The sequence below is a fragment of the Virgibacillus sp. LDC1 genome (genome assembly GCF_025792345.1).
In the GTDB taxonomy this organism is placed as follows: Bacteria; Bacillota; Bacilli; order Paenibacillales; family Paenibacillaceae; genus Paenibacillus_AQ; species Paenibacillus_AQ lautus.
Map to the genome: position 1 here is coordinate 3,137,487 of NZ_JAOXLZ010000001.1, position 25,855 is coordinate 3,163,341.

25 protein-coding genes are annotated in these 25,855 nt (G+C 49.3%); 5 read left to right on the forward strand and 20 right to left on the reverse strand.

Translation table 11 applies throughout. The features are described from left to right. Nucleotides 1-54: 54 nt before the first annotated feature. The 17 genes from OHJ21_RS13975 to OHJ21_RS14055 form a co-directional block, all read right to left on the reverse strand. Nucleotides 55-615 carry a histidine phosphatase family protein gene (locus OHJ21_RS13975; protein WP_394054662.1) on the reverse strand — a complete coding sequence of 187 codons (561 nt, stop codon included), beginning with the start codon at nucleotides 613-615 and terminating at the stop codon, nucleotides 55-57. Further along, nucleotides 612-1,076 carry an NUDIX hydrolase gene (locus OHJ21_RS13980; protein WP_394054660.1) on the reverse strand — a complete coding sequence of 155 codons (465 nt, stop codon included), beginning with the start codon at nucleotides 1,074-1,076 and terminating at the stop codon, nucleotides 612-614. Before OHJ21_RS13980 ends, OHJ21_RS13975 begins: the two co-directional genes overlap by 4 nt. Before the next feature lie 3 nt (nucleotides 1,077-1,079). Next, a complete protein-coding gene (locus OHJ21_RS13985; protein WP_326114034.1) occupies nucleotides 1,080-1,787 on the reverse strand; it encodes a class I SAM-dependent methyltransferase in 708 nt (235 codons plus the stop codon). 101 nt (nucleotides 1,788-1,888) lie between these two features. After that, nucleotides 1,889-2,437: a nucleotidyltransferase family protein gene (locus tag OHJ21_RS13990; protein WP_394057338.1), complete on the reverse strand. Its 549-nt coding sequence runs from the start codon at nucleotides 2,435-2,437 to the stop codon at nucleotides 1,889-1,891. 348 nt (nucleotides 2,438-2,785) lie between these two features. Further along, entirely contained in the window at nucleotides 2,786-2,971 is a 186-nt protein-coding gene (locus OHJ21_RS13995) for a hypothetical protein (RefSeq protein WP_100539464.1), read from the reverse strand. Nucleotides 2,972-3,232: 261 nt separating this feature from the next. Beyond that, complete coding sequence (rbsK, locus tag OHJ21_RS14000) at nucleotides 3,233-4,144, reverse strand: ribokinase (RefSeq protein ID WP_394054656.1); 912 nt, start codon at nucleotides 4,142-4,144, stop codon at nucleotides 3,233-3,235. 20 nt (nucleotides 4,145-4,164) lie between these two features. Further along, nucleotides 4,165-6,285, reverse strand: a complete 2,121-nt coding sequence (locus tag OHJ21_RS14005) for an ADP-ribosylglycohydrolase family protein (protein WP_394054654.1) — start codon at nucleotides 6,283-6,285, stop codon at nucleotides 4,165-4,167. 46 nt (nucleotides 6,286-6,331) lie between these two features. After that, nucleotides 6,332-7,486, reverse strand: a complete 1,155-nt coding sequence (locus tag OHJ21_RS14010) for an ADP-ribosylglycohydrolase family protein (RefSeq protein WP_486020290.1) — start codon at nucleotides 7,484-7,486, stop codon at nucleotides 6,332-6,334. Nucleotides 7,487-7,499: 13 nt separating this feature from the next. Further along, a complete protein-coding gene (locus tag OHJ21_RS14015) occupies nucleotides 7,500-8,993 on the reverse strand; it encodes an extracellular solute-binding protein (protein ID WP_394054650.1) in 1,494 nt (497 codons plus the stop codon). Between the two features lie 70 nt (nucleotides 8,994-9,063). Then, complete coding sequence (locus OHJ21_RS14020; RefSeq protein WP_394054648.1) at nucleotides 9,064-9,936, reverse strand: carbohydrate ABC transporter permease; 873 nt, start codon at nucleotides 9,934-9,936, stop codon at nucleotides 9,064-9,066. A gap of 14 nt (nucleotides 9,937-9,950) precedes the next feature. Continuing rightward, nucleotides 9,951-10,844, reverse strand: coding sequence for an ABC transporter permease (locus tag OHJ21_RS14025; RefSeq protein WP_100538240.1), 894 nt, complete (start codon nucleotides 10,842-10,844; stop codon nucleotides 9,951-9,953). A 3-nt stretch (nucleotides 10,845-10,847) separates the two neighbouring features. After that, a complete protein-coding gene (locus OHJ21_RS14030) occupies nucleotides 10,848-11,174 on the reverse strand; it encodes a DUF4387 domain-containing protein (protein ID WP_127594255.1) in 327 nt (108 codons plus the stop codon). A gap of 13 nt (nucleotides 11,175-11,187) precedes the next feature. Beyond that, nucleotides 11,188-12,537 (reverse strand): acyclic terpene utilization AtuA family protein, encoded by a 1,350-nt coding sequence (locus OHJ21_RS14035; protein WP_243390775.1) that lies wholly within the window; start codon nucleotides 12,535-12,537, stop codon nucleotides 11,188-11,190. Between the two features lie 90 nt (nucleotides 12,538-12,627). Then, nucleotides 12,628-13,326, reverse strand: a complete 699-nt coding sequence (locus OHJ21_RS14040; protein WP_100538243.1) for a FadR/GntR family transcriptional regulator — start codon at nucleotides 13,324-13,326, stop codon at nucleotides 12,628-12,630. Between the two features lie 359 nt (nucleotides 13,327-13,685). Beyond that, nucleotides 13,686-13,979: a hypothetical protein gene (locus OHJ21_RS14045; protein WP_394054645.1), complete on the reverse strand. Its 294-nt coding sequence runs from the start codon at nucleotides 13,977-13,979 to the stop codon at nucleotides 13,686-13,688. A 48-nt stretch (nucleotides 13,980-14,027) separates the two neighbouring features. Next, nucleotides 14,028-14,819 carry a lipid II flippase Amj family protein gene (locus OHJ21_RS14050; protein WP_100538244.1) on the reverse strand — a complete coding sequence of 264 codons (792 nt, stop codon included), beginning with the start codon at nucleotides 14,817-14,819 and terminating at the stop codon, nucleotides 14,028-14,030. A gap of 157 nt (nucleotides 14,820-14,976) precedes the next feature. Further along, complete coding sequence (locus OHJ21_RS14055) at nucleotides 14,977-16,059, reverse strand: Gfo/Idh/MocA family protein (protein ID WP_100538245.1); 1,083 nt, start codon at nucleotides 16,057-16,059, stop codon at nucleotides 14,977-14,979. Between the two features lie 365 nt (nucleotides 16,060-16,424). Between OHJ21_RS14055 and OHJ21_RS14060 the strand changes: the two genes are divergently transcribed. The 3 genes from OHJ21_RS14060 to OHJ21_RS14070 are packed head-to-tail and all read left to right on the forward strand — an operon-like array spanning nucleotide 16,425 to nucleotide 20,279. Beyond that, nucleotides 16,425-17,963, forward strand: coding sequence for a spore germination protein (locus tag OHJ21_RS14060; RefSeq protein WP_326114020.1), 1,539 nt, complete (start codon nucleotides 16,425-16,427; stop codon nucleotides 17,961-17,963). 25 nt (nucleotides 17,964-17,988) lie between these two features. Then, the gene (locus OHJ21_RS14065) at nucleotides 17,989-19,080 is read left to right on the forward strand and encodes a spore germination protein (protein ID WP_100538247.1); all 1,092 of its coding nucleotides are present in this window, start codon (nucleotides 17,989-17,991) and stop codon (nucleotides 19,078-19,080) included. Beyond that, nucleotides 19,077-20,279, forward strand: coding sequence for a Ger(x)C family spore germination protein (locus tag OHJ21_RS14070; RefSeq protein WP_207797480.1), 1,203 nt, complete (start codon nucleotides 19,077-19,079; stop codon nucleotides 20,277-20,279). The genes OHJ21_RS14065 and OHJ21_RS14070 overlap by 4 nt, the downstream gene beginning before the upstream one ends. On the opposite strand, the gene OHJ21_RS14075 is transcribed toward OHJ21_RS14070, so the two are convergent. From OHJ21_RS14075 to OHJ21_RS14085, 3 genes are all read right to left on the reverse strand, one after another. Further along, nucleotides 20,258-20,686: a GNAT family N-acetyltransferase gene (locus OHJ21_RS14075; protein ID WP_100538248.1), complete on the reverse strand. Its 429-nt coding sequence runs from the start codon at nucleotides 20,684-20,686 to the stop codon at nucleotides 20,258-20,260. The two genes, OHJ21_RS14070 and OHJ21_RS14075, sit on opposite strands and share 22 nt — an antisense overlap. 14 nt (nucleotides 20,687-20,700) lie before the next feature. Further along, nucleotides 20,701-21,075 (reverse strand): sensory rhodopsin transducer, encoded by a 375-nt coding sequence (locus tag OHJ21_RS14080; RefSeq protein WP_207797481.1) that lies wholly within the window; start codon nucleotides 21,073-21,075, stop codon nucleotides 20,701-20,703. 101 nt (nucleotides 21,076-21,176) lie between these two features. Then, nucleotides 21,177-22,283 carry a rhamnogalacturonan acetylesterase gene (locus tag OHJ21_RS14085; protein WP_100538250.1) on the reverse strand — a complete coding sequence of 369 codons (1,107 nt, stop codon included), beginning with the start codon at nucleotides 22,281-22,283 and terminating at the stop codon, nucleotides 21,177-21,179. 227 nt (nucleotides 22,284-22,510) lie between these two features. On the opposite strand from OHJ21_RS14085, the gene OHJ21_RS14090 reads away from it, so the two are divergent. Together OHJ21_RS14090 and OHJ21_RS14095 are read left to right on the forward strand one after the other, a co-directional pair. Further along, on the forward strand, nucleotides 22,511-24,244 hold the full coding sequence (locus OHJ21_RS14090; protein ID WP_326118849.1) for a cache domain-containing sensor histidine kinase: 1,734 nt from the start codon (nucleotides 22,511-22,513) through the stop codon (nucleotides 24,242-24,244). A 13-nt stretch (nucleotides 24,245-24,257) separates the two neighbouring features. After that, complete coding sequence (locus OHJ21_RS14095) at nucleotides 24,258-25,805, forward strand: response regulator (protein WP_326114013.1); 1,548 nt, start codon at nucleotides 24,258-24,260, stop codon at nucleotides 25,803-25,805. Nucleotides 25,806-25,855 lie beyond the last annotated feature (50 nt).

Sequence of the window (25,855 nt, forward strand, 5' to 3'; positions counted from 1 at the left end):
GCAAATCTTCAAATGGGGCAGCTCCCTTTTTGTATCATATAGAGTACACCAGCATTATTGCTCGCTCCATAACCGCGCTGTATTCGCAAGCCGTCCTTCTTCAAACTCGACTCGGTATATATCCGGCAGCGTCATTCCTTGCCAGAACTGATAGTCGAATCGTTGATCATAGTGCTGCAGCATGAGTGTCATAATGTCGCCATGCGTGCCAATCACAACGCGCTTGCCTATATGTGTATTCAGGATTTCCTCCAGCACCTGGACTGCTCGGCTTTGCGCGGTTTTGCTGGATTCCCCTCCGGGGAAGGAAGTGGCTGGATCCTGAAACAGTATCTTTTTGGCATCGAGGAATGAATGCCCCTGAAAATCTCCGGCATTCCGTTCCCTCAAGTCCTCTTGCTCCGCAATCGGTAGTCCTAAAGCGTCCGCCAATGGTTGGACCGTATCCTTGGCTCGCTGATAGGGGCTTGATATGATAACGTCAATCCCTTCCCCCAGGAGTAATTCCTTGACTCGAACCGCAGCGAGCGAACCCTCCGCAGACAATCTCCGCGACCTTTCCTTCCCTTCGATAAAGGGAGATTCCGCATGCCTCACAAAATAGAAAGTTGTCATCCCTCAATCTCTGCTTCTTTAGGAGTCTCACCCTTTAACACGGGCTCCATCATCATCTCTACAAATGGGGTTAACGGTAACAAGCCCAATGACTCCAAAGGAATCCATTTTGCTCCTAATGAGTCCTGGCCGTCACCGTCCGTCTTGATCACGGCCTGATGATCCAGCAGCTCGACATCATACATAATGCCGATGTGATGCAGCTCTTCCATCTGATTCGCTCCATACTGATATACGATCGTGTAGGATACAGCTGTCCGAATGGTTCCCTTAATTGGAGAAAGCCCGGTTTCCTCTATAAATTCGCGCTGCAGCGTAAACTCCGGCTCTTCTCCGAACTCAATGGAGCCGCCCGGTAAATCCCACTTCCCCTTGTGCGGCCCTCTCGCTTTCTGGATCAACAGGATATGATCATGCTGAATCAATACTCCATAAACGCCGAGATGCGTATGTTTCACCACGGGTCAACACACTCCTTTTCTTGCAGTGAAGGTGATCCATTGACTTCGGAATCGTACGTCTCTCCCATCCTTCACTTCTTGAATATTCTGCTGCACCTGCCGCCTCGTTAGGATCTCCCATTCCGAATACAGCTCATCAAGGATGGAAAAGGCCCTGTCGGCGGATAGATTCAACTCGATTAAGCCTTCCTCCTCCAAGCCCGTTTCCTGATCGATTTCCTTAACCTCTGTGCTCATCAATATGCAATGTATACCCTGCTCCACGGTTCCTGCCTGCATCTGTTCGATCTTGGATACGAAGGCTTCCTCGGAGCTCATATGCTCCAGACATGAACATGCAACGATGTAATGATAGGTATCCTCGGCAATTTCATAGTGCTCCACGTCTGCCACAAGTGCCTCAAGGTTTGAGCTTACGCCATGCAATGCGGCATACTGCTGCAGCTTGTCGACTGCCGATGGCAGCAGATCCACGCAGGTGACCTTCCCGTTCGTCGATTGGATCCGCTGCGCAACCGGGATACTATTACGCCCAACACCACAGGCCAGATCCAGTACCCGCATCTCTTGAAATGACAATAATTCCAAATGATCCAGGACCGTCTGAACGGGCTTGGCTAACCAGCTTCCAGGTTGAAATAATACAGCTTGTTCATATAGTTTCTCGTGATACGACATTTCCTTTTCACGTGCGCGGTTAAATATGTCCATACAACAGCCCCTCGTTCCGGCCGTTAATAGGCCACTCTATAAATTCCACATGGACAACCTCATTTCCTTGCTCACCGCAGCTCCTGGTTGGATACCTTTGTCTAATCATCGCTTATCGTTAGCTGCGGCCAAAGATCCTCCCATTGTTTCTTCCCTACCCGTTCCAAATAATAGCTTCGCTTATGGAAGTTAGGGCTTCTGCGAACCCGAAGCGCAAATAAATCCTCCAATCCATAAGGACAGCAGAGCTCAAGCTCTCCCTCGGCGTTCAGCCTTGCCCCGACCGCGGTAGCCGTCTCCGGCCAATAGGTTAACGCTGCATGGGTCGAGTTATAAGGCTCATCTCCATTCTTCACATGCATTCTGGCCTGATTCTTAACCGACCATTTCTGGTTCCCCGTCGAGATCCTTAAATGTTGCTCCAAGTCTGCATCCCGCTCTTCAGAAACATCCTCCGGATCGAAGTATACGACATCGATATCCGTATGCCGGTCCGTCCCTTCTAACCCATGAAGCAGGTCCCACACATAATTTCGAATGTAGCCTGCAGCAATATAGCATTGCGGCAGCCCCAAGTCGCGAACGCTGCCCAAATCGGTCATCAATTGCTTATGCTGGCTTATGTACTCCTTTAACCGTTCCTCTAACATACCATCCACCGCCAATGACATGATATTCTTCTTCGCCCTCTTACAATTCAACCTCCACCGGTTCTTCTATTGGCTAGCCGCAACTTGAATAAGAGCATAATCCTAAAATCCTGTATCCGTGTAAAAAAGCATAGACCGCTTCACGAGGAAAACGGTCTATGCACGCTCATAGGTAAATCTATTATATTCCAAATAATCCCTGATCGGCAAGACAGGCAGGGATTATAGGGCGCAGCGGGTGATGCCCGAGCTGCGTATTGGGCCAAGCTGTGCATGCCGGGCTGGAAAGCAGGCTGCCCAGCCCAGCCACTGTAAGAGAGCTAGGCGTATTTATCATCGGGAAGCAGGCTAAACCGCCGCGTCCACTCGCTCCTGCGTAGCGCCGTCGCAGCGCTTGCACACCTTCAGGGCAGTCCCGTCCGATTTGGTTCGGGGATACAACAGTTTAGTCCGGGTACTCTTGCACACCGGGCAAGTACCGCGAGCGCGAGTTGGTAGGTTCCACAAGGATTTGCCTCTTTTTTGTTTTGCCATTAGCCAGATACCCCATTTCATAGATTCATTATTGTCACTCTTACATATATGAAAGGGTTCGGCAGAACATGTCGGGCAGCTCCATTTAGATCTCACATAACATGACTCACAGCCATTACGGCCTCATCCGATCCGGAGTAATGGATCGAATAGATGGTGGATCGCCGTCATGACACGTCTCCGTCGCATGTTCGAAATGCGATGGGGGAAGATAACAAAAGCGAGAAGGCAACTAAACGCCCTCTCGCTTATTGCAACGGATTACTGAATCATAAAAGCCAAAATCTCTTCCTTGGACGGTATGGAGGATGCAGCGCCCGGACGGGTCACCGTCAGTGCAGCCGCTGCAGTTGCAAACTGAAGCGCCTCTTCCGTTTCCAGTCCCTCCGTGCAAGCCGCCGCATACGCACCGATAAAGGTATCTCCTGCCGCCGTGGTATCCACAGGTTTGACGCGGAAAGCCGGAACAGTGAAACGCTCGCCCCGTGCATTCCCATAGAAGCAGCCTAACTCGCCAAGGGTGATGATCACGTTGGAGGTGCCTCTGTCGATGATCGATGCTGCAGCAGCATTAGCTGAAGCTGCGTCCTCCACCTTTAGGCCGCTTACCACTTCTGCTTCCGTTTCGTTCACAATCAATGTATCTATCAGCGGTAACACATCTTGAGGGATCTTTCGCGCAGGCGCCGGATTCAGCCAGACGCGAACGCCTGCATTGCTGGCCGATTGGATAACATATTGCGTCGTCTGCCACGGAATTTCATTCTGCAGCAGCACAGCATATACTCCATCCCACTTCACCTCGGCGGCAACATCCTCTTCGGTCAGCCGTCCATTGGCTCCTTCCGAGAGCACGATATAATTCTCGCCTTCATCGTTGACCGTGATGATCGCAATACCTGAGGTGCCTGGCTTGGAGAGGACCGATGTAACGCCAACCCCGCGCTCTTCCAAGGAAGTAACCAGCGTATTCCCAAATGGATCAAGACCAACCGCACCGACCATGGTACAATCCGCACCGGCCGAGGCCGCAGCCACAGCCTGATTCGCCCCTTTACCTCCAGGAAAAAAAGATGTGCCCCTGCTATGAATCGTTTCCCCCGGCCGGGGAAACTGCTCTACTTTACTCACAACATCCATATTAATGCTTCCAATGACAACCAGCTTACGCAAAGATAACCCGCTCCCTTCTCTTAAACCGGCTTCGGCTCCGTTGCACGGACGTGAACATCCTTGATCTCATTCTCGCCGTCCTCGAGGCAGCCAAAGCCGAACATGCCATGACCAAAGGCGGTATCCTTGCATTCCAGCACATTCTCTCCATTAATATACAAGATGAACCGATCCTTCTCGGACACCAGCTTCAGGCGGTATTCTTGACCCAATGCCCAATCGTATCTTGCCGTAATCAGACGCGTGATCCCGAAGTCCTGTTTCATAAACGATACGGAGTTCGGGCCGTCGAAGCCGGCCAGATAATGACGCATGACGCCCTGTGCCCTCGTAATCAGACAATGGCTGTTGCCGGATATCGGTTTGATGGTAGCCTCCATCTCCATATCTCCGGCGTAGTAATTGCCGGAATAGGACGAGGTATCCCCTTGCGAAGTACAATGCAGCACGCCGTCACGCAGCTCCCATATTCCCCGATGATGCGAGAATGGAGTGATAGAAGCGAACTCTTTAGCCTGCTTGGCAAAATCGATTGTATAGTCCGCAGCTCCCGTGATGCGGAATTGCCCGACGAACAAACTTCCGATGGCGCGGTTCAAGAGCGGCGACGGGCTCTCGAGTATCCAGCCGATCTCATCAATCATGGCGCCTTCGGTATCCGGAATGACGAATTCAACCGCATTCCACTCTCCGCCCGCAGGAGTATACGTTGCCAATCGAATGTCCTCCTGCGTATAGGTATTGCGCACATACGGAGTCAAGGTTACCGGTTCGCCTTCCCACTGATCCACATAAATTTGGGCGGATACGGTCTGTCCGCTGTAGGCCAGGGGGGCAAAGGTCGGCTTATATTTCTCATCATTAAACTCCGCCCGGCGATAGAACGGTTTATAGTAGATTTTGCTGCTATCGCCTTCTACCAGTCGGTCAAAGACGACTTCTAAGGAGCCTCTGCCGTCATAGGCATTCTTGGTTGAATGGCGCAGGACAGGCGTCTTGAACGAATGACTCGTCCGAAAGCCGTGCGTGGATCCCGGCAGGTCGAAATCGAAGTAGACCTCCCCTTGCTTCACCCGCCGCACCAACGCTTCAGGTGCCTTCTCTCCGTTGAGGCGATAACCCAGTAGGGCAAGCTCTTTTGCGAATGTCGGAAAATCCACCAGGTTCAAGTACCCCGACACGCTGGAGGCTACGATAAAGTCATTAATCGGTTTGCGATAGTGTTCTGGAATCCCCGCCAAACCGCCGTATACGCCGAGGATCGTCCCTACGTTTCCTGCATTGCAATCGGTATCCCAGCCGCACATTGATGCAATCTCTACCGTACGTGCAAAATCTCCCTCACCGTACAACAGAGCTACCACGCAGACCCCCGCATTCGGGATAATGTGGCATACGCCCGTATATTTATCGTATCCCCAGTGATCCTCCAAGTATTGACGACACGCCCGGAAATCCGATGGATGCTCCCGGTGGAAGTCCATCACCGCATGGACCACGCGTGCATAGGTGGAGTCATCCGGAATCATGCGAAGTCCTTCCGCGATAATCTCATCCATGGTTGAAGCATCAAAGGCTTTGGCTATGCAAGCAGCCATGAAGCGGGCACCATACAGCCCATTGCCGTCGTGGGAGACGCTGGCTGCTTTTTCGGCGTAATCCGCTGCTTTTTCCGCTTGCCCAGGGAACAGCAGGCCCCAGGAATCAATGAAGATCTGGCCGCCGATCTGCTCCGCCATCTCCGTGCCGTTGACCTCGATCGAACCCGAACGAGGGGCCGGGATGCCTTTGCGCAGATTCATATAGGCGCGGTGTTCGGTACTGATATCCTCGCCGCCCCACCAGAACATGCCGATCCCTTCCCTTGCGTAATTGAGCCATGCTTTGCCCACATCCTCCGGCTCTAACTCTCGGTCCGTCGCATCGTCATACAGCGCACGAATAAAGAAAACCGGACCATTTGCGTCATCGTCCGCGGCAAAGGTTTTGTACGGCTTCACGTAATCCCGGATATCGCCGTATACGTCCCGAATGCGTTCATACGTCCAAGCAACCGGTTCAATGGGGGCACCGAGTCTTATGCCAATGTTCATACCGATGAATCCCGCATATACCGTCTCTACATAATGTTTAGGTATCATTTGCTCTCCCTCCTAGCTTTGAAACCATGTCCGTGCACATGAAAAGCTAACGATTCATCATTCGCTTTCGGTTCTCGTTGATCCGCAAATCCTCCTCAATGATCTTCGCGGCAATGCCGCTGAACCGGTCGGCGATGGCACACAGGTCCAAGCGGTTCACCTTATTCAATTGCTCGATATCTTCCTCGCGGATGACCTCGGCGCCATACATGGCGCCCAGGATTACCCCGGCCATGACGCCGATCGAGTCCGTATCACGTCCGGAGTTAACCCCGTCCAGAATCGAACGATAGTAATCGCCTTCATTGAGAACGATAAACGCCAGTGCCATGGGCAGCTCTTCAATCGACCATAAGCGGCTTGGGGTGTAATGGTTGCTTGGGATGCCAACCTTGTCGATATGACGGCTCACGTCATCGCCCATCGGCGAATATTTAAGCATGATCGCCTGAAACACCTCGATCACTTTGTCCATGTCTTCCCGCTCCTGCCGCAGATCATAGGCAGCTTGCGTCATCTCTTGAATGGCAGCTTTCGTGCCGTCTTTTGCCAAGCTGATGGCGGTGCGGACAATATCGTCCACACTCACCTCCGGCTCAAACGCCTTTGCCACGCAAGCGGCCAGTACGCCCGCAGCTTCCAGGCCGTAGCTGCTCTGATGACCCATCGCAAACAGGATGGCTTCATCATAAGCCGCCTTGGGATTGCCGGCATTGACGATCCCGATCGGGGCGATGTACATCGCCGCCCCGCAGTTCACCATATTCCCGATGCCGCCTTCTCTCGGGTCGCAATTGGCGAGCACATGACGCATAAAGATATATTTTTCCGGATAGAACAATCGATCGATGATCAACGTCTCCTCATTCAGCTCAGGGACAAACGTCTTGCGGAACGCAATCTCCTTCACGAATTCATTGCCCATATCATAGGCATCCAAATGCCTGCCCTCGGTAAGATACACATTCATGAGCGCAATGGTCATCAGCGTATCGTCCGTGACAATCCCATCGCCCCTTACCCGTCCAAGCCGGACGTCGGCCGGCAGATCCATCTTATGCCATCTTGTCATCAGGGATTCCACGCGTCCGTATTTGGACTTGATTTCCTCGTACGTTAATTTCTCGATTGGAGCTCCCATTGCGTCTCCGAGCGCGGTGGATATCACCACGCCCCTCACCCGGTCACGAAACGAAGTCATAGTCATAGGCTCCTTACTTGATGTTTTCGTTGGCGTATTTCGTAATTTCTGCACCGCCCGCAGCATTCCAGGCTTCAACGAATTGGTCGAATTGGGACAAGTCCTTCTTGCCCGTAATAAAGTCCGTCGAGTATTCCTTGTACAGGTTGTTCATTGCGTCCCAGTTGGCAATGAACTGCTCGGGAATGATAAAGTTGTTGTCTTCCGTGTAGAATTCGGTAGCCATTTTCAACGATTCGGAGCCCGGCTCACCCAGGAGAGGCGTTTTCAAAGGCATTTCGGATTTGATCTCGGTCGGCTCCCAGAAACGCGCATACCATTCGGTGTAGTACTTCTCGTTCAACTCAATCTCGCCGTCAACCACCTTGTAATGCTCATCTTTAAAACCGAGGCGGTCCAGCATTTGCCCCTTCGGGCTTGCAAGGTAATCGAAGACCTTGAACGCCACGTCTTTATGCGGCGACTGCGAAGAGATCGCAAGTCCTCTGGATTCCTTCGTCACATCGGTAGCCCCAAAGCCTTGAGCTTCGCCCTTGGCCGGCGGCAGCACTATCAGATTGGCGTCGTCTCCGCCCAGTTCCTGCATTCTTCCGTCATACAAATCGATGATTTTGCCGGCTGTGCCCGTAATAACGGCAGCTTCTCCTTTATAGAAGGCATCCTCCTTGGTATCCCACTGCTTTGTAATAAATTGCGGGTCAAGAAGCCCTTCCTTGTAGAGCTTATTGTAGAACGTCAGCTTTTCTTTTTCCTTCTGAGAAACCTTGGAGTACTCATAAGTTCCGTCTTCCTTCTTGAGCCAAGTCGTATCCAAACCGAAAGCCGTATTAAAAATGAAGTTGATCTCGGCAATATCGCCTGCTGCCGTCAGCGCGTAACTCGGCTTGCCTTCACCCGGCTTCTTCTCCACCAGTTCCTTGAAGAAGGCGTAATAATTGTCGACGGTCGGGTTCTCCATCAAGGCCTTGGAGCTCTCCATGGCATTAAACCAATCGGCCCGAATGACCGGCGTCTTCGGTGCTAGCGGCTTGATCCACAGCAGATACGGATAACTCGCCATCCGGGTCTTGTTGTGCGGCTCGATGATATTTTTAATGTAGGTTGAATTTTCAATGTAAGGTGTCAGATCTTCCAGCAGACCTTGATCGGCAATTTGCTGGTCACCGCCCTGGAAATAGATGATATCTGGAATGGTTCCGCCTAACAGCAAGAGATTCAGGTTCTCGGCATAACTCCCTTGAGCCAGATCCACAAGCTCGAATTTCACGTTCAAGCCTTCGTCTTCGGCCAGGGATTTCTCCAAGGTCTCGAAGAATTTAACCGAAACAGGGTTCGCCGTTCCTTCATCCTTGTACACAATTTTCAGCGTAACGGGATCACCGCTTCCGTCAGGCTGCGCGGTCCCGGTTTCGGTCTGACCCGCCTCCGGTGTCTTCGAATTCGACGTACATGCTGACATAACCATAACCAGCATGGCAACGATGAATAACAGGCTTAATTTTTTCATGTTCATCTTTCTCCCCTTTTTTGAATTTGAACATTTATGCCTTATAAGTAAGCTGCCTTCGCCCTCCCGCTTAATCCTTCACTCCGCCCTCCAGTTCGCCTTTCGCGTAATATTTCAGAATGAACGGATATAGGAACAGCAGCGGTACAATCGCAATCATGATCGTACCTGCCTGCAGGGAAGCGAAATCAAAGTTGATCGAGCTGTCGAACATGTTTTGGTTGCCGATTAAGGACGTATTGTCCTTGCGGACAACAAACTGTCTGAGCACGACCTGCAGCGGCCATTTGGTCGGGTCCGAAATGTAGAGCGTGGCTCTGAAATATTCATTCCAGTGATACACCCCGTAGAACAAACCCATTGTCGCCAGCCCCGGTTTGGACAGCGGCAGTATGATTCGGCTGTATAAGCGAAAATGACCTGCGCCGTCGATTCGGGATGCCTCCAGAATCTCCTCCGGAATGTCCTGAATGAACCGCATGAGAATAAAGAGATAGTACACGTTGATCGCTTTGTACAGGATCAGTGAAGTTAGCGTATTCATCAGTCCGAGATCCTTCACGAGCAGGTATTCGGGAATCATGCCCGGCTCGAACACCATAATGACGATCAGAAAGAATAACACGACCTTTTTACCGATAAATTCGGTTCTGGCCAGCACGTATGCTGCCATCGAGGTCAGCAGCAGATTTAGGAATGTGCCCGCCACGGTAATCCATACGGAATTCAGAATACTGCCCGTAATCAAGGGATTGGACAATAACAGTTGGTAATTGATCGTTGAGAATCCCTTCGGAAAAATGTCCAGTCCGCCCATCAAGTGGGCTTTGCCGGGATCGGTTAAGGACAGCGCCAGCAGATTCAGGAGAGGAACCAATACCATGAGCGTAAACACAAACAACATGAGATAAATGACGATTTTCGAAATTTCCAGCCGTCTCATCGTAAAACCCTCCTTTACCAGACGCCCTTACCCGAGAAGCGCTTCGATATGAAGTGCGTGCCCAGGATGAGGATGATACCGATCACGCCCTTGAACAGACTCGCTGCGGTTGCATAAGCAAACTGTCCGTTCCCGATACCGATTCGGTACACATACGTGTCCAGAATATCCACCACACTGATGATGGAATCGTTCATAAAGTTAAACACCTGATCAAAACCAGCATTCATGAAGAAGCCCAGATTTAGAATGAAGACGGTTACAACTGTGCTGTATAAATGAGGAAGCGTAATGTACCTCATCTGCTGCAGCCGGGTCGCCCCGTCGATCTTGGCTGCTTCATACAATCCTGGGCTGATCTTCATGATGGCTGCCAGATATATGATGGAATCCCAGCCGGCGCTTCGCCATATTTCGGAGAATACGAGCACCCAACGGATATGCTCCTTGCTGGTCATGTAATCCACGGATGGCAGTTGAAAGAAATTCGCAATCAGATTGACTCCGCCTTCGGCAGGATTCAAGAGACTGATCCAGATCCCGGCAATAACAACCCAGGACAGGAAATGCGGCAGATAGACTACGGATTGCACATATTTGCGGTATTTCGAGCTACGAACTTCATTAATAAGCAGTGACAGCATAATCGGAATCGGGAATACGAATACGATTTTCATCAAACTGATGATGATGGTATTCTGCAGCACGCTTGTGAAGGCGGGCGAGCTGAACAGCGTCTTGAAGTGCTTCCACCCGACCCATACATGATCCCCCAGAATCCGGTAATCCTGAAAGGCGAGTTTCATGCCGTACAGCGGAATGATATGAAAAATAAAAAAGTAGAGCAGAGGCAGCGACAGCATCGCGTATAGTACCCAATCCTGCCTTAAGCGTCTTAACACCTTCATGGCTTACCCCTCCTCCAGATGTTCGATGGATAGCTTCATGAGGGGAGCATGCTGCTGGGCTCCGTACACGTCGCGGTCGCCGACACTGCCTGACGATATGTCCCGAGACATCGTGATTTTGAAGCCCAGCGCCTGGTCGAAGAATACCAGGTGATGAATCTGCTCCTCCCTGATCTGATACAGCTCGCATATCGTCCGTTTCGTAATGATACCGGACTGTTTCACTCTGTCATATTGCTCCTTGGAATCAAACAACACGTCTAACGTAATTTCGAAGGGGCCCGAGTTTTTACTTCGCAGCACCTTCGCCAAATCGCCGAGTTGAGTCACGGTTTGATCCTCCTTATCGATGCTCTATCCGAAAAGCATTATTTTTCATTTCCATCAGGTGGTAGACGGAGAATTCATAGACAGGACCGAACTCGATATCGCTTGGCGCGAATGGAAAAGCCAGATTGCCTGCCGTTGATTTACGGCCTTCGTAGCCATAATGCAGGAAGGTGGAACGCACCGTTGCGCAGATGCTGTTCGCCAATTCCTGCGTCTTGGCCACCACTTCGAACATGACGCCGACCTCGTGTCCAGCGAACGACTCGGGCTCCTTGCTTCCGAGAACGCCGTTCTTGCCATAGTTGTAGAATTGAATCCGATAATCCGATTCCGGAATTTCCCGGTAATATTCCCGTGCCTGGCTGCGAACATATTCCTCAACCTCTTCCAGCTTCCCGATCAGGATCGGATCCCGGATCCCCGCCACCACGAAGGTCCGATAAGCGACGCGTCTAGCGCCTTCCAGCTTGATGAAATATTTCTCCGCCGGAAGGAACCGGCTGCCGGTTACGCGAACGACACCTTCCTCCTCTTCCTCGAAGCGGCAGTTCTCCAAATCAAGCGTAAATCCGGGACCATGCAGAATATAAGGATGTTCCTTCTCATAAAAGGTATGTGCCGCAACGCTGGTCGGGCTGCACGTCCGGTTCGGGTTGAGTGACTGAACGGTAAACGAATCGTCGCTGATCGTGCCAAGAATGCTGTCTTTGGTTGTTCCCGGTTCCGCGCACAATGCGCCGCATTCCAATATTTTGCCCAGATGATAGGATAGCCCCGGGTCCTTGCCGTGATAGATCCCGATCGCCGCGAACGGGGAAGGATCATACGCCCGGCCGCAGACGATAATGTCCACGCCTTGTTGAAGCGCTTCCACAATAGGCTCGTGTCCCATCTGGGCAACGATGCTGTTGGTGGAGTCAATCAACTCACTGGTGAGTGGCGGAATATTTGGGCTTAGTGCCTTAATCCGCCCTTCTTCCTTCGCCTGATGGATTTCCTCCTGCGTAAAGTCGGCCCATATGACAGATACCTTGGCCTGAAGGCCCCGTTCATCCAAAATTTCATCAATGATCTCTAGCGTCCAATTCACATGGGTCCGTGCGCCCGAGCCGCCAGCCGAGCCAATGATGATCGGAATTTTTCGGGGCAAACCGTTCGTGAGCATAATGTCCAGGTCTTTCTTAACCGCCCGCTTGCTGACGATCGATACGCCGGCGCCCAGCTTATGGGGTCCCCCATCCGTTGAGCCTGCATCAACAACGATGCCGTGCGGATCGAACTCCAGGCCGTTCATAAAGGATTGTTCAGGAAAGCCATATCCCAGCATGCCGCAGGGTGATAGTATTCGAATGTCTGTATTCATCAGCAGTCCCTCTTTACCAAAATATTCACCCATGACCATTGGATAATTGGATTATCCAATTTGTGCTAAAAGGGGGACGTTTCTCCCCTCTTATACATGAATGTAGTTTTTCTGTATGTTTTCTTTAACCCGGCTGAGATGGTTCAGCAAAGCCAGCTTTGCTTTTACCGGATCGCGTTCCTTAATGGCTTGCAAAATAAGTAAATGCTCTTCGTAGACCTCGCTCTTGCGACCCGGAATCTGGGCGGTTTTGCTCAGCGTCCGCTGAAGCAAATCCATGTGCAATTCAATCATATTGACGAGAACCACGTTATGCGTGGCTTTGGCGATCGACAGGTGAAACGCCTGATCCGGCTTCGAACGATCCTCCGCATTTTGATCGATCTGTCCCCATGCTTCAAATGCAGCCACAATCTCGGCAATATCCTCATCGGTTGCCCGCTTCGCCGCCAGCTCCACGATTCCCGTCTCGAACAATTCCCGCGCCTCCAGCAATTCTATAATGGTAGCGCGTTCAATATTGTCCAGAATGCGGCTTCGATCCTCGGCTACATCCAGTGCTTTGCTCAGGAAACGTCCGCCGCCCGGTCTGGCTTCAATCAGCCCCTCGCGTTCCAGAATGCGAAAGGCTTCTCGCAATGTTCCGCGGCTAATGCCAAACGATTGGGCCAGCTCCCGTTCTGTCGGAAGAACGTCTCCCGGAGCCAGATTCCCTTCCAGAATCAGATTCTTGATCTGTTCGATAACATCCTCGTACACCCGATGATATTTAATCTTCTTAATGGTCATATGACTACCCTCTCTATCCCTACTTGCGCAAACGATAATTGGGTGATCCAATTAACCGCATGTTTAGCATAAACGCATCTGAAAAGGCTGTCAAGCATAAAAATAGCGCTTTCATTGCTGTTTTATAGGTATATAATGCCTTATTTACGTTGTGTACCGGATAATTGGGTGACCCAATTATCTTCATTTGTCCCTATTTGTCCCTATTTGTCCCTATTTGTCCATACCGTCGAGTATGGATTACTTCAAATATGAGATAAGGTTTTGGATCCAACATCGATTATAAATCCCAAGACAAAATAACCCTGGCTTTGGACAGGAATCCATGACAGGGTTTATGCTCTCTAGAAAATCCAATGTTAGGATTGCGGTCTTCGTTTTGCCAACATCCATCTAATACTTCCATATAAGCTGCCTAATACAATAAAGCCTCCCATTACAGCCACGGTAAACCATTCGCTATTGCGCTCGATCATTCCAAAAGCTACCTGAGCCTGGAGGGATTCCGCCTGTTCATATTGCAGAGCCAAATCTATATTCCGGACATGTCTCTGTGTTAGCACCATCCCTTGCAGCATCATAAATACAAAATAGCCTACATATATCGCTGCAGCAAACAGCACGGATTCCATCACTACACGTTTACGTGTCATTATGATTCTTCCTCTCTCCTTCTGACTTTCTAACCACAACCACTGTCCTTATATCCACTTCACAATCTCGCTGATCACACAAGCGGCCGGAATGATCACGAGCTGTGCCAGCATGGTTCCAAAAAACCTTGAAACCATCAGCATCGTATATACTTTGCCAAGCTGGTCCCTCGCTTCCTCGTTCCGAGTTGCCTTGTCGGTAATCAAGCCAAGCTGGGGATCGATAAATATCGTTAAAATAATCGTCGCGATTCCGTTGATTAACCCGGACGCTTGAGATGCTGTAGTGCTGTACTGAGGGATGAGATGAGCTGCGTACAGGGACGACAGAACACCGACTGTGTAAAAAGCCGTGACCACAATATTCAGCATAATAAACCGTTTAGGTACCCCTAAGTAACGAAACTGACTCCATTTCAAATTGGGCTTTCTTATGTAATGCCTTGTGTTCTTGAGCTGTCCAATGGTCACGCTTGATACCAGCTTCGGAATCGATCCGGCGACCTCCAGCTTGCTGATGACTCTGCTGAACAGATTGACGAAGGTAGGAAACAACGCGATTGCAACAATCGTTCCGATCGAGGCGGCCAACAAAATCGCCCTGAAATAGGAGAGCACGTCAAACGAAGGATCCACTTTCGCATAATCAACAAATTTGGCCGTCAGCGGGGCTTGAACTAAGTTGGACGTTCGGGAAACCAGCACAATGATCCCCGTCAACGATAATGCAACAGCAATCTTGTTTAGCTTCACCCCCGCATATCTTGCGGAGTATGACAAGGTTTCCGCCGTATGAATAATCATGGTCAGTACAAACACAACGATCAAGCTCTGTATCATAGAGGTTTCCTCCCCACCTGATGTTGGTCAAAACGTCGAACCCTATACTGTCGCCCTTGACCAATGGGGTCTGCAAGCTCCAGCCCACTCTTTATATCTATCCGATTTGCTATCGGATTAGTACGTGCCCTCCCTGCTCTTCCAGCATCACTTTCCATTAGCCATGCCGAATGATAGATCCATAATTAACGCTGACTCGGCTGTGCGTCTCGGACGACAGACGAATCGCATCCAGAACAGCTTGTACCCTGTGGCCATCCACGAAATACGGCATATTCAACGTTGATGGGTTTGCATTTATACTGTGGTATATCCCATCTATCATCTGATAAAAACCGTTATAGTAGTGCGCCGCTGGTGCCTCCAGATCCGTAGGCGGTTGGAACGTCTCAATATCGACAGACTCAAACGCCCCGCCAAAACTGCATTCGAGAGAACGGTCATCTCGCATGATCAGCGTTCCCTTGGTCCCGTAAATCTCCAACGTCCAACCCATGCCACGAATTCCCGGAAAAAATACATCCGCAAGGAGAGAGGCTCCGCCCTTAAAACGCCCCGAAAAAGTAAAGGCATCTTCCGCGTCCCTAAGCTCAAGCCCTTCATCTCCGTTATAGGCCGAGATCTGAATTCTCAGGTCGCCGTACACTTCCGTAATCTCTTCGTCCATCCACCATAAGAGTGAATCTACCATATGCGAACCGATCGCAAACAGGAATCCACCTCCATCCTCACGGCGTGCTTCCCATCCCCGGTAAGAATTAGCCATTAGGGAATACCCGGGGAAGCTTCCTGTATATTTGATATGCTGAATGTCTCCCAGCTCTTTACCCTGCAGCATGTGCTTTATTCGCTGCCGAATCGGCGTCCATCTCCATTGAAAATTAACGAAACCTTGTCGATCCACCCGTTCCGACTCACTCAGCATTTGTAACGTTTGCTCCGTATTCATGCCCAGAGGCTTCTCCGTCAGGACATGGTGGCCGGATTGCAAGGCGAGCATCGTCATTTCATAATGATGGACCGGTGCCGATACGATCGATATCAGATCCAACTGCTCATTCTCCAGCATCTCACGCCAATTCCTGTAATACGGAATTCCATTCCACGTGCGGCCCTCCGAGCGTTGTCGATGGACACTGGCAATGGATTTCACCTCCATCCCCGGGTGCATCCGAAAAATGGGAGCATGAACGCAACCGCCAAATCCGGTCCCTATGATTCCTACTGACAATGTCTTCATCCTATGGAACCTCCTAACATCAAGCTGCCCGCTTGATGTTATTTTAACATTATTTCCCTCCCTCGTATCCTGCGATTTTGACCAAGCGAACCTTTCCAAGATCAATGTACTCCCGCATCCCCGAGGTTTAAGTTTAAACGGTTGTTGCTTAGATAATAATGGGAAAGATAGAGGCTTATGCTTATACGACGCTAATGCTGGCTTAACAGGGGGATTAACATGTGGAACATGGTGCTTTCCTACCTTCCGGATTGGAAGGTTTTTATGCAGGGTTTCATCGCATTTATGATTCCGTATATGATCTCAAGGCTTTTTAAATGGATTCATAACTCAAAGGAAGACTGAGGAAATGGCAGGTATTCACAATGAAACAACATGAGAGCGAAAAAAACAAAACATTGAATTCTGCTCAACCCTCATTAGAGCATTTTACGGGGAAATTCGCCTTGGATCTTGAACTGGTGAGAAAAGAAATCGGTCATAACTCGGATGTGCACTTTAGGGAGTTTCACATGGGAGGCACAGGCATTTGTGCAGCCATCATTTTCGTAGAAGGACTGTCGGATAAAGAACTCATCGACAAACATATTATGAAATCTCTTATGGTGAGCTTCTCCGAAAAAAATAACCCAGATCCATCTTCTGTGCTAGGGGCCATTTCTAAAGAGTTTATTAAAAATCAAGTTCTTACCATTAGTGAAGTAACAGAAGCACCTCATGTAAACGACTTGGTGTCCAAGGTATTGACAGGTTCGACCGCATTGTTAGTGGATGGTGTGCAGAATGTGCTCATTCTCGGTACAACCAAAGGGAAATCGCGCAGTATTGAAGAGCCGACTTCGGAACCATTGGTTCGAGGTCCACGGGTAGGTTTCACGGAATCGTTAAGTGATAATACCGCCCTTTTACGACAGCATGGTGACAACTACAACTTATCCATCATCAAGTTTCAAGTCGGACAACGTTCGAAAAAAGAACTTGTCATCGCCTATATCAAAGACATGGCAGACCCTGCTTTGGTGGAAGAGGTCCAGGCAAGAATCAAAAAAATAAATATGGATGATGTACCGGAATCAGGCTATGTAGAGCAGCTGATCGAGGATAATTACCTCAGTCCTTTTACACAAGTACAGAATACGGAGCGTCCCGACCGCGTTTACAGTGCCTTGATGGAAGGACGAGTTGCGATTTTGTTGGATGGGACACCTTTCGCTCTGATCGTTCCGGTTTCATTTAGTATGATGCTGCACTCACCAGAGGACTATTACGATCGTTGGTTACCTACTTTTCTCATCCGTCTTTTGCGCTATTTCGCGGCCCTTATCTCGCTTTTTGGACCCTCCTTGTATATTTCGTTTGTCTCGTTTCACCAGGGATTGATCCCAACCAAACTGGCCTTGTCTATCATGGGCACGAGGGAAGGCGTACCGTTTCCCGCACTAATCGAAGCACTGATTATGGAAGTCGCGATCGAGATTTTGCGGGAGGGTGGGCTGCGATTGCCTAAACCCATTGGTCCGGCCATGGGTATCGTCGGTGGATTGGTCATAGGAGAAGCTGCCGTACAAGCGGGGATTGTCAGTCCAATTATGGTGATCGTGGTGGCGTTAACCGCCATTTCCTCCTTTGCCATCCCTCAATACAGCGCTGGAATTACGTTTCGCATGCTTCGTTTTATAGCCATGTTTTTCGCTGCTGTGTTTGGATTATACGGGGTCGTTCTGTTTTTCCTTTTCCTTTGCAGCCATCTAGTAAGGTTGGAGAGTTTTGGTGTTCCCTTTGTCACTCCGATCGTTCCTTATCGAGTAAGTGATTGGAAAGACTATATGATTCGTATGCCACTTGTGAAGATGAAACGCCGTCGGAAGGCGATACATAGGAAAGACTCCATCCGCAAAGGATAGCTCTCTATGAAAGGAAATAAACAACATGTTGGGTAGTCCAAAAGAACAAATTACGAATTCACAAGCAGTTGTTATCCTCGTCAACTATATTCTTGCTGCCGGGATCCTCACCCTCCCCCGAACATCTGTGGAGAAAGTGAAAACACCGGATGTGTGGATCACCGTTATTTTGGGCGGGATGATCGCCATGATCGTGGGGTTGATCATCGTGAAATTAAACCAGCGATTCCCCGAAAAAACCTTCTATCAATACAGCCAAGAAATTGTAGGAAAATGGGTGGGCGGGTTCCTCAGTTTACTTATTATCGGCTACTTTTTTACCATTTCTGCATACGAGGTCAGAACCATGGCAGAAGTAACCGGCCTTTTTTTGCTGGAAGGCACCCCCACCTGGGCCATTATCCTGCCTTTTATGTGGATAGGTCTCTATCTGATCTTAGGCGGAATAAACACGATCGCCCGTTTGTTTGAAATCATATTTCCTATTACAATCGTCATTTTTTTACTGGTTGCCTTTTTGAGCTTAGGCATATTTGAGATGGACAATCTCCGTCCCGTATTAGGATTGGGAATTGGCCCCATGCTAAAAGGAATAAAGACAACCGCTCTTGCATTTTTAGGTTCTGAAATTATGCTGCTTCTTGTAGCGTTTATGAAACAGCCGGACAAAGCCGTCAAAGTTGTTTTAGTTGGAGTATTCATCCCCTTGCTCTTTTACGTCATCACCGTTGTTATGGTCATAGGAGCCCTGTCTATCGACGGAGTGGTCACGAGTACATGGCCTACACTTGAGCTTATGCGAAGTTTTGAAATCCCCGGTTTGATCTTTGAACGTTTTGAATCTTTGCTGCTTGTGATATGGATTATGCAAATATTTACGACCTTTACCATTACCTACTATGCGGCAGCTTTAGGGCTGGCGCAGCTCTTCAAAAAGAAGATTCATCCCTTTACATATGGCTTGATTCCGATTATTTACGTCATTGCGATGGTTCCAAAAAATATCAATGACCTCTTTAAACTGGGGGATATCATCGGCAATGTCGCGTTATTATTATTTGCTGTACTGCCATTCATCTTACTTCTAGTATCGAGTTTGAGAGGTGGAAAAGCTTGAAGCACATCACGATACGGTTCCTCTTGAGTGCGCTGTTGATTCTTATACTCCTACCTCTTACAGGTTGCTGGAGCAAAAAAGAAATTGAAGATCTGGGCCTCATTGTAGGCACTTCTTTGGATTTGGAAAAACAAGGGGGGCCTCAAGAAGAGTCAGCGGGACAAGCAGGCGGGCGTCTTAACCGGGATCGAATTACGATAACCAATCAATTTGTCACCTCAGAAACAACAGGAAAAGGAGCAAAAACAGGTTCATCACCGCAAAAAGCTTACAATAACGTTTCTGAAACAGGAGATGCGATCCTGCCAACTTTACGCAATATGGTATTAAGAATCGACAAACGTGCCTTTGCCGAACATTCAAAAGTGATAATCATTGGAGAGGACCTTGCGCGTACCTTGGATATGCAAAAGATTTTGGATTTTTTTATTAGAGAACAAGAGATGAGACCAAGCGGCCTCCTTCTAATTGCTCAAAACCGTGCGAGTAAAACACTAGAATCGAAAAAACCGATGGATATCCCAGCATTCCGACTCGTTGAAATGACACACGGTCACGGAAGAACCACCAAAATTTTACCTCCCACTACACTTACCAAAATAGAGGGGAAGCTGCATTCCGGAGCCAGCTTTCTTTTGCAAAATGTCGTCTCGTCATCCAATGGAGAAACGAAATTTTCAGGAGCTGCCGTCATTGAAGGGAAAACGAAAAAACTACGTGGTTTTTTGAATGAAAAGGAAATAGAGGGCTTAACGTGGATAACCGGAAAGGGGAAAGGCGGTTTGGTTAAAAGCGTTGATAAAAAGACAGGTCAGCCTGTAATATACGAAATATTGTCTATGAAAAGTAAAATTAAACCTCATGTTGATGGAAACAATATCTCGTTTAATATAGAAATCGAGTCTGAAGGAAGAATTGCCGAGCATTGGGTCGTTTCGGAGAAAACCATCGAAACTGAATTTTTGAAAAGAGTGGAAAAAGCGATTGAAGACGAGGTTGAACGTTTGGTAAAGAATGTACTCGATAAAATTCAACATGAATACAAGACAGACGTTTCCGGTTTCGGAAACAAATTAAGAATTAAGTATCCTCATATATGGAAGACAGCCAAAAAAGATTGGGATCAAACATTTAGTGAGGTTCCGATCCAGTATGAGGTAAAAATAACGATCAAAGATTATGGGACATCCGATGAATGAGTTCGCTGTATATCCTTCTTCATCCCAATGGTAAATCGCTGAAAGCCCAGCTTCTCATAATACGGTTCCAGCCCTTCCTCACACATCAGTTGCGGGAAGACCCGGGACTTCTCGCAATGTTCAACCAATCGATGGAGGATCTGTCGGCCGATCCCTCTGGACCGATAATCCGGATGTACGCCTAATCCGCATATAACGCCGGTAATAACCCCATCGGAGATCAAACGTCCCATGCCTACCAATCTCCGTCCTTCATATGCATAGATGGCATACCAGCTCTGCAAGCACATGGTTTTCAATTCCGTAACGGAGAGATGAATGGAGTTCCAACCTAGCGAAGCATACAAAGCCTCTAGTTGACGAAAGTCCTCAGGCGGCTCTGAGGTATATGTCACAGTCTGTACCATACAATCACCATCCTTTAGGATCTGGTTACCGGATACGCCATAACACTCATCAAGGCATTCTCAGCCTGAGTGGAATCGAGACGGCTGTATTGAACAAATACGGGTGCACTGCTCGTAACTTCCATGGCATAGGGAATACCTGGAGGAATACCTTGCCCGCCGTCCGTTTGAAGCGAGCTGGTTCGTATGTGCTTGGTTCTTCTTGCTGGTACGATGGTTTCCATTCCCAGCAATGGATCACGATCCTCGAAGTAAGCATGAATCGTAACCACAACGTCCTGCTCGGTTAAGTTCAACACACAGACGGATTCATGACTGGTTAGTTCTCCGCTGCTTTCAGGAGGGATATACCCGTCGGGAATAATCCATTGTTTTTCACCTTTTGACATGCGTTTCACTCCTCGCAACTCATCGATTTAGGCTGCATAAATAAAAATACATTCGCTATGGACACCGAAAATTCCTTTAATCCTCGTTCCGACCCATCAGGCTAGCGTAAAAACAGAGACAACGGCTGGAGTCCAAGCGCCTTCAAACGGCGAGCCACCATGTCGGCCAACCGGGCCGCACCGCGCTCTTGAAAATGAGTGTTGTCCGTTACACCCTGCGGAAACAGAAGAAACTCCCCTGGCCTCCCCCACATAAACACGGATTTGGTCCCTTCGGGACCCAGCTGGTTAAAATACTCCAAACTCAGCGCAGCCAAATCGATTAAGGGTATACGCTCCTCATCCGCCAGTTCCCGCACCGCCATGATATAATCGCCATGCGTATCCTCCAATAACCCCTTGCTATCAAAATAACGGCGGTGAACGGGCGTTACCAGAATCGGAGTCGCCTGTTTCTCCCGGCAAACATCCACGTATTTCTTCAAAGAATCCTTGTATGTCGAAAAAGGCTCGGTATACCTCTCCTCATCCCGCTTTTGATCGTTATGGCCAAACTGAATCAGCATATAATCATGAGGCTTCATCTTCTCAGATATTTGCTCCAGAATTCCCTCCGTAATAAAACTCTTGGAGCTTCGGCCGGAACGGGCATAATTGCTTACAGCCGCATCCGCTTTAATATAAGCGGGCAGCATTTGCCCCCACCCGGCATAGGGATAACCGTCAGCCGGTTGGTTCGTTACCGTTGAATCCCCCGCCAGAAACACATGGCAAGCATGCGGCGCAGGTGCCACTTCCAAAGCATTAATCCGGGGAGCACGGCCCGAGAAGGTCAATACGATTTTGCCTTGAACAGCCGGCACCGTCACACTAAATCGTTCAAAGTGACCTGCCGGTATGCGTTTCCCATCCAGCAGCATCTGCCCTTCCGTTCCCCGAATGGAGGTTTCGGTATCAAACCAGGCATCGCCGATCAGTAGATGCAGGGTGTACAAGCCATCGATCACATCGACCTGAAACGCAGCATGCAGTGGTATTACAAAATCTCGCATTAACGCCTTCTCCCCTGCCCGATTCACAGCGGATAGGTGAGATAAAGAATGGAATCCAAAGCCAAGTTCCGGACTATATAAGGTTTCAGCGGTTATTTTGGTATGTTCGTGGCCCGGCGCTTCCGTACCGAAATCGAATTTATACCTGCATTGCAACGAACTTCACCTCCCTTTGTCGCTTTCATCTAAAAACATTATCGTATGGGAGCCCCCAAACATAAATTCAAATAACCGACCTCCTTGTTCAAATAACCGACTACCTGACGAATCTTTGATATTGATATTCCAGATGCTGTAATAACGATGTCTATGTTGACAGCGTTTACAACCCGGTACATAATGTGTACACGACATTTTAGGCCCCTGCGCAAGGAGACGTTGCCGTGCAAAAATGGATGACGATCTATAAAAATATGAAAATCAAAAATAAGCTTTCCCTACTTATCAGCTTAATCGTTGCGATGGCATTTACCTTCGCCGTCATCGTCCAGCAATATGCATTCTCCATCTACGACGAGCAGCTTTACCTCAAATCATCACAGGTCTTACACCTGTCCTCCTCTGCGATTGAGTCAGAGCTCGAACGGATCGAACAGTTGTCCTTCAACATCATGACCGATACCCAGATTCAAAATATGTTACGTTCCATCGCCGGGAGCGACTCCGACTATGACCGTCTCATCCTGCGGCAGCATTTGGTGGACCGCCTCCTGAATTATGTAGGCTCCGAGCCGATGCTGTATTCCATCCATCTGATCGATTCCTACGATAAACAGCAGGATGTCGGCAGTGTCGTCCCGATTAATCCCGCCAAAAAGGAGTTTATTCTTCAGCTTGCCGGAGATGCGGATGGAGAAGAACGCTGGGTGTACCCGGACGAAACGGATTCGGCTCTTGTACTTTCCCGGGAAATAAGATCCTACTCTGGAACCTTATTCGATCTTAACTACTTGGGAACCATCATTATTCGGATCAATATGGACAAAATCGTCCGGAAATCCGCCGGCGGAGAAGGCGACCTGATCGTGACCTCGGGTGCGGATGTGATCTACCCTGCAACGCCGCACTTTGATCCGTCGGTCATTCAATTCTCCCTGTCATCCGGAAACGGGTACCTTACCCGCGAAATCGATGGCCATACCTACTTCATTGCACATAACCGATCGGGCAACACGGGGTGGACGTATATGAATGTCACGCCTTTTAATCAGACCTTCAAGCAAATCATATTCATTAAAGAGCTTGTCATCATCGTGTTTACCGTTATCTTCGCGGTTGCGATTCTGCTCGGCATCCGGTTCAGCCGAGGCCTGACACGTCCTATCGAAAGTCTCATCTCTCGGATGAAGCTTGCGGAAAAAGGAAACTTTGCGGAAGCCAACGTACTGCCTCAGGACGCTGCTCCTGTCGCCATGAACGAGCTGGGCCTGCTGCATCGGACGTTCCGTCTCATGATCGAGAGAATCAATGCGCTGATTACCGAGAACTATTCGAACCGGCTGTTAATCAAAGAGACCGAGTTCAAAGCGCTGCAAGCGCAAATCAACCCCCACTTTCTGTATAACACGTTGGAATCCGTGAACTGGCTGGCGAAGATGAACAAGCAAACCCAAATCTCCGACATGGTGCAGGCCTTAGCCTTCCTTCTTCGTAACTCCGTCAGCTTGAAAGAGCCGATTCTGACACTGGGAGAGGAACTCGAGATTGTCCGAAACTACGTCATTATTCAGAAGTTCCGATTTGAAGACCGCCTAGATTTCACGATGGATGTGAAGGAGCAGGATTTGCAGCGCAAAATTCCAAAGCTGTCCCTTCAGCCACTGCTTGAAAATGCGATTCATTATGCGCTGGAGCCATCCGTTAACCCTTGCCGAATAACGTTGTCCTGCAAGGAGACTCCTTCCGCTTTCTGCGTCATGGTTGAGGATGACGGCCCCGGCATGCCGCCGGATACATTGACCCGATTGCGAAACGGCGACTTGGCTACCAGCGGTAACGGGATTGGACTGTTAAACATCGATGAACGGATCAAGCTGGCTTTTGGCGACCACTACGGTTTAACCATCGACAGCGGATCGGGTCTTGGGACCCGCGTAATTCTGTCTTTACCCAAATAACGGAGGGATTCGGATGTACAAAGTTCTGCTCGTGGACGATGAACGAATTATTCTGGACGGCATATCTCAAATGGTGGACTGGAAGGCATATCGAACCGAGCTGGCGGGTACCGCCCAGAACGGAATTCAAGCGTATGAGAAAATCGTCAGGGAGAGCCCGGATATCGTCGTTTGCGACATTCGCATGCCCGGGCTGGATGGGCTTGAGCTCGTAGCCAAAACCTATGCCTCCCATCCACATATCAAATTTGTGCTGCTCTCCGGTTACGGCGAATTTGAATATGCTAACCGTGCCATGCAATACGGCGTGAAGCATTACCTGCTCAAGCCGACCGACGAGGTCAAGATCGGAGGGGCGCTGAAAGAGGTCACTGACGAGCTGACCCTGAACGAAAACAAGGAGTCTTTTATCCAGGAGATGAAAGGCCGTCTTCGAAAGGTGCTGCCTCATGTCAAAGAACAGGTGCTCAAGGAGTTTGTCACCAACAAAACCTATGGACGCCATGACTTGGAGGAGTACCGAAGCCTGTTCGAAACGAATTTCGATCAGCCCGTCCGTCTGCTGTTGTTCCAGCTGGAGGGCATCGTTGAATATGAGCATCAATTCGCCGTGAAGAACATTGCCGAGGATCTGTTGGACACAACGCTCCTGAGTACGACGATCGGGCAGCATGTACTGGTGCTCATTGAGAACCAAAAAGATCAACAGCGGCTCCATCAACAGCTGCAGGATATCCGGTGTACTTTTAAACAGTATTACAAGATGGACGTAACGATCGCGATCAGCGATCCCGGACCTGTTACCCTGGCTCGAAAGCTGTACCGGGATACTCTGCAATGCCTGAACTACCGCTTCTATCTGGATGAGAGCGGGATGATCACTACGGAAGACACGCTTCACGCCGGCGGCTTGGAAGGAACGTTTGTCCTCGACGAGGAACGACTCTGCATGCCGGTCCGATCCGGCCACCGCAATGAAGCGGAGCTGGCCCTGACCGAATTCGTCCAGGAACTGAAGCGTGCGCAGCTGAGCATCGAGATGACCAAATCCTATATCATTCAGCAATACGTGTCCCTCATCAGGCTGACCGATCCGGACCAGATGCAGGAACGTTACGCGCGGATCCCGGAAATCGCCGAAATGAGCACGCTCCAAGCGATTCAAGCCGTACTGGAAGAAACGGTACGGGAAATCACGCTGCGAAACTTCGAGCAGAACAAAGTCAAGTATAATGCCATCGTCCGCAAGGTAGTTGAGATTATCGAGGAGCAGCTGGGAAACTCGGAGCTTACACTCAATCTGGTGGCAAACGACATGCTGTATATGAACGCCGACTATCTTGGCAAGCTGTTCAAGAAGGAGACCGGTGAGAAATTCTCCAATTACGTGATGAAACTACGGATGAAGCGCGCAACCGAAATGATGGCAAGCGATCCCGATATCAAGATTTTTGAAATGGCCGAGCGGCTCGGTTTCGGTGATAATCCTCAATATTTCAGCCAGGTGTTCAAGAAACAGATCGGGTGCACTCCCTCCGAATATATGAAAAAGAGTGATTAACTTGTACGTACATCTCTGCTTTTTAAACAAATTGCACGGTTTTTTTCCTT

Excerpts from the sequence above, each read along its gene's own strand:
- OHJ21_RS13975 (WP_394054662.1), bottom strand. The coding sequence starts at position 615 with ATGACAACTTTCTATTTTGTGAGGCATGCGGAATCTCCCTTTATCGAA.
- OHJ21_RS13985 (WP_326114034.1), bottom strand. The coding sequence starts at position 1,787 with ATGGACATATTTAACCGCGCACGTGAAAAGGAAATGTCGTATCACGAG.
- OHJ21_RS13990 (WP_394057338.1), bottom strand. The coding sequence starts at position 2,437 with ATGTTAGAGGAACGGTTAAAGGAGTACATAAGCCAGCATAAGCAATTG.
- OHJ21_RS13995 (WP_100539464.1), bottom strand. The coding sequence starts at position 2,971 with ATGGCAAAACAAAAAAGAGGCAAATCCTTGTGGAACCTACCAACTCGC.
- OHJ21_RS14005 (WP_394054654.1), bottom strand. The coding sequence starts at position 6,285 with ATGATACCTAAACATTATGTAGAGACGGTATATGCGGGATTCATCGGT.
- OHJ21_RS14010 (WP_486020290.1), bottom strand. The coding sequence starts at position 7,486 with ATGACTTCGTTTCGTGACCGGGTGAGGGGCGTGGTGATATCCACCGCG.
- OHJ21_RS14015 (WP_394054650.1), bottom strand. The coding sequence starts at position 8,993 with ATGAAAAAATTAAGCCTGTTATTCATCGTTGCCATGCTGGTTATGGTT.
- OHJ21_RS14020 (WP_394054648.1), bottom strand. The coding sequence starts at position 9,936 with ATGAGACGGCTGGAAATTTCGAAAATCGTCATTTATCTCATGTTGTTT.
- OHJ21_RS14025 (WP_100538240.1), bottom strand. The coding sequence starts at position 10,844 with ATGAAGGTGTTAAGACGCTTAAGGCAGGATTGGGTACTATACGCGATG.
- OHJ21_RS14035 (WP_243390775.1), bottom strand. The coding sequence starts at position 12,537 with ATGAATACAGACATTCGAATACTATCACCCTGCGGCATGCTGGGATAT.
- OHJ21_RS14040 (WP_100538243.1), bottom strand. The coding sequence starts at position 13,326 with ATGACCATTAAGAAGATTAAATATCATCGGGTGTACGAGGATGTTATC.
- OHJ21_RS14045 (WP_394054645.1), bottom strand. The coding sequence starts at position 13,979 with ATGACACGTAAACGTGTAGTGATGGAATCCGTGCTGTTTGCTGCAGCG.
- OHJ21_RS14050 (WP_100538244.1), bottom strand. The coding sequence starts at position 14,819 with ATGATACAGAGCTTGATCGTTGTGTTTGTACTGACCATGATTATTCAT.
- OHJ21_RS14055 (WP_100538245.1), bottom strand. The coding sequence starts at position 16,059 with ATGAAGACATTGTCAGTAGGAATCATAGGGACCGGATTTGGCGGTTGC.
- OHJ21_RS14060 (WP_326114020.1), top strand. The coding sequence starts at position 16,425 with ATGAAACAACATGAGAGCGAAAAAAACAAAACATTGAATTCTGCTCAA.
- OHJ21_RS14065 (WP_100538247.1), top strand. The coding sequence starts at position 17,989 with ATGTTGGGTAGTCCAAAAGAACAAATTACGAATTCACAAGCAGTTGTT.
- OHJ21_RS14075 (WP_100538248.1), bottom strand. The coding sequence starts at position 20,686 with ATGGTACAGACTGTGACATATACCTCAGAGCCGCCTGAGGACTTTCGT.
- OHJ21_RS14080 (WP_207797481.1), bottom strand. The coding sequence starts at position 21,075 with ATGTCAAAAGGTGAAAAACAATGGATTATTCCCGACGGGTATATCCCT.
- OHJ21_RS14095 (WP_326114013.1), top strand. The coding sequence starts at position 24,258 with ATGTACAAAGTTCTGCTCGTGGACGATGAACGAATTATTCTGGACGGC.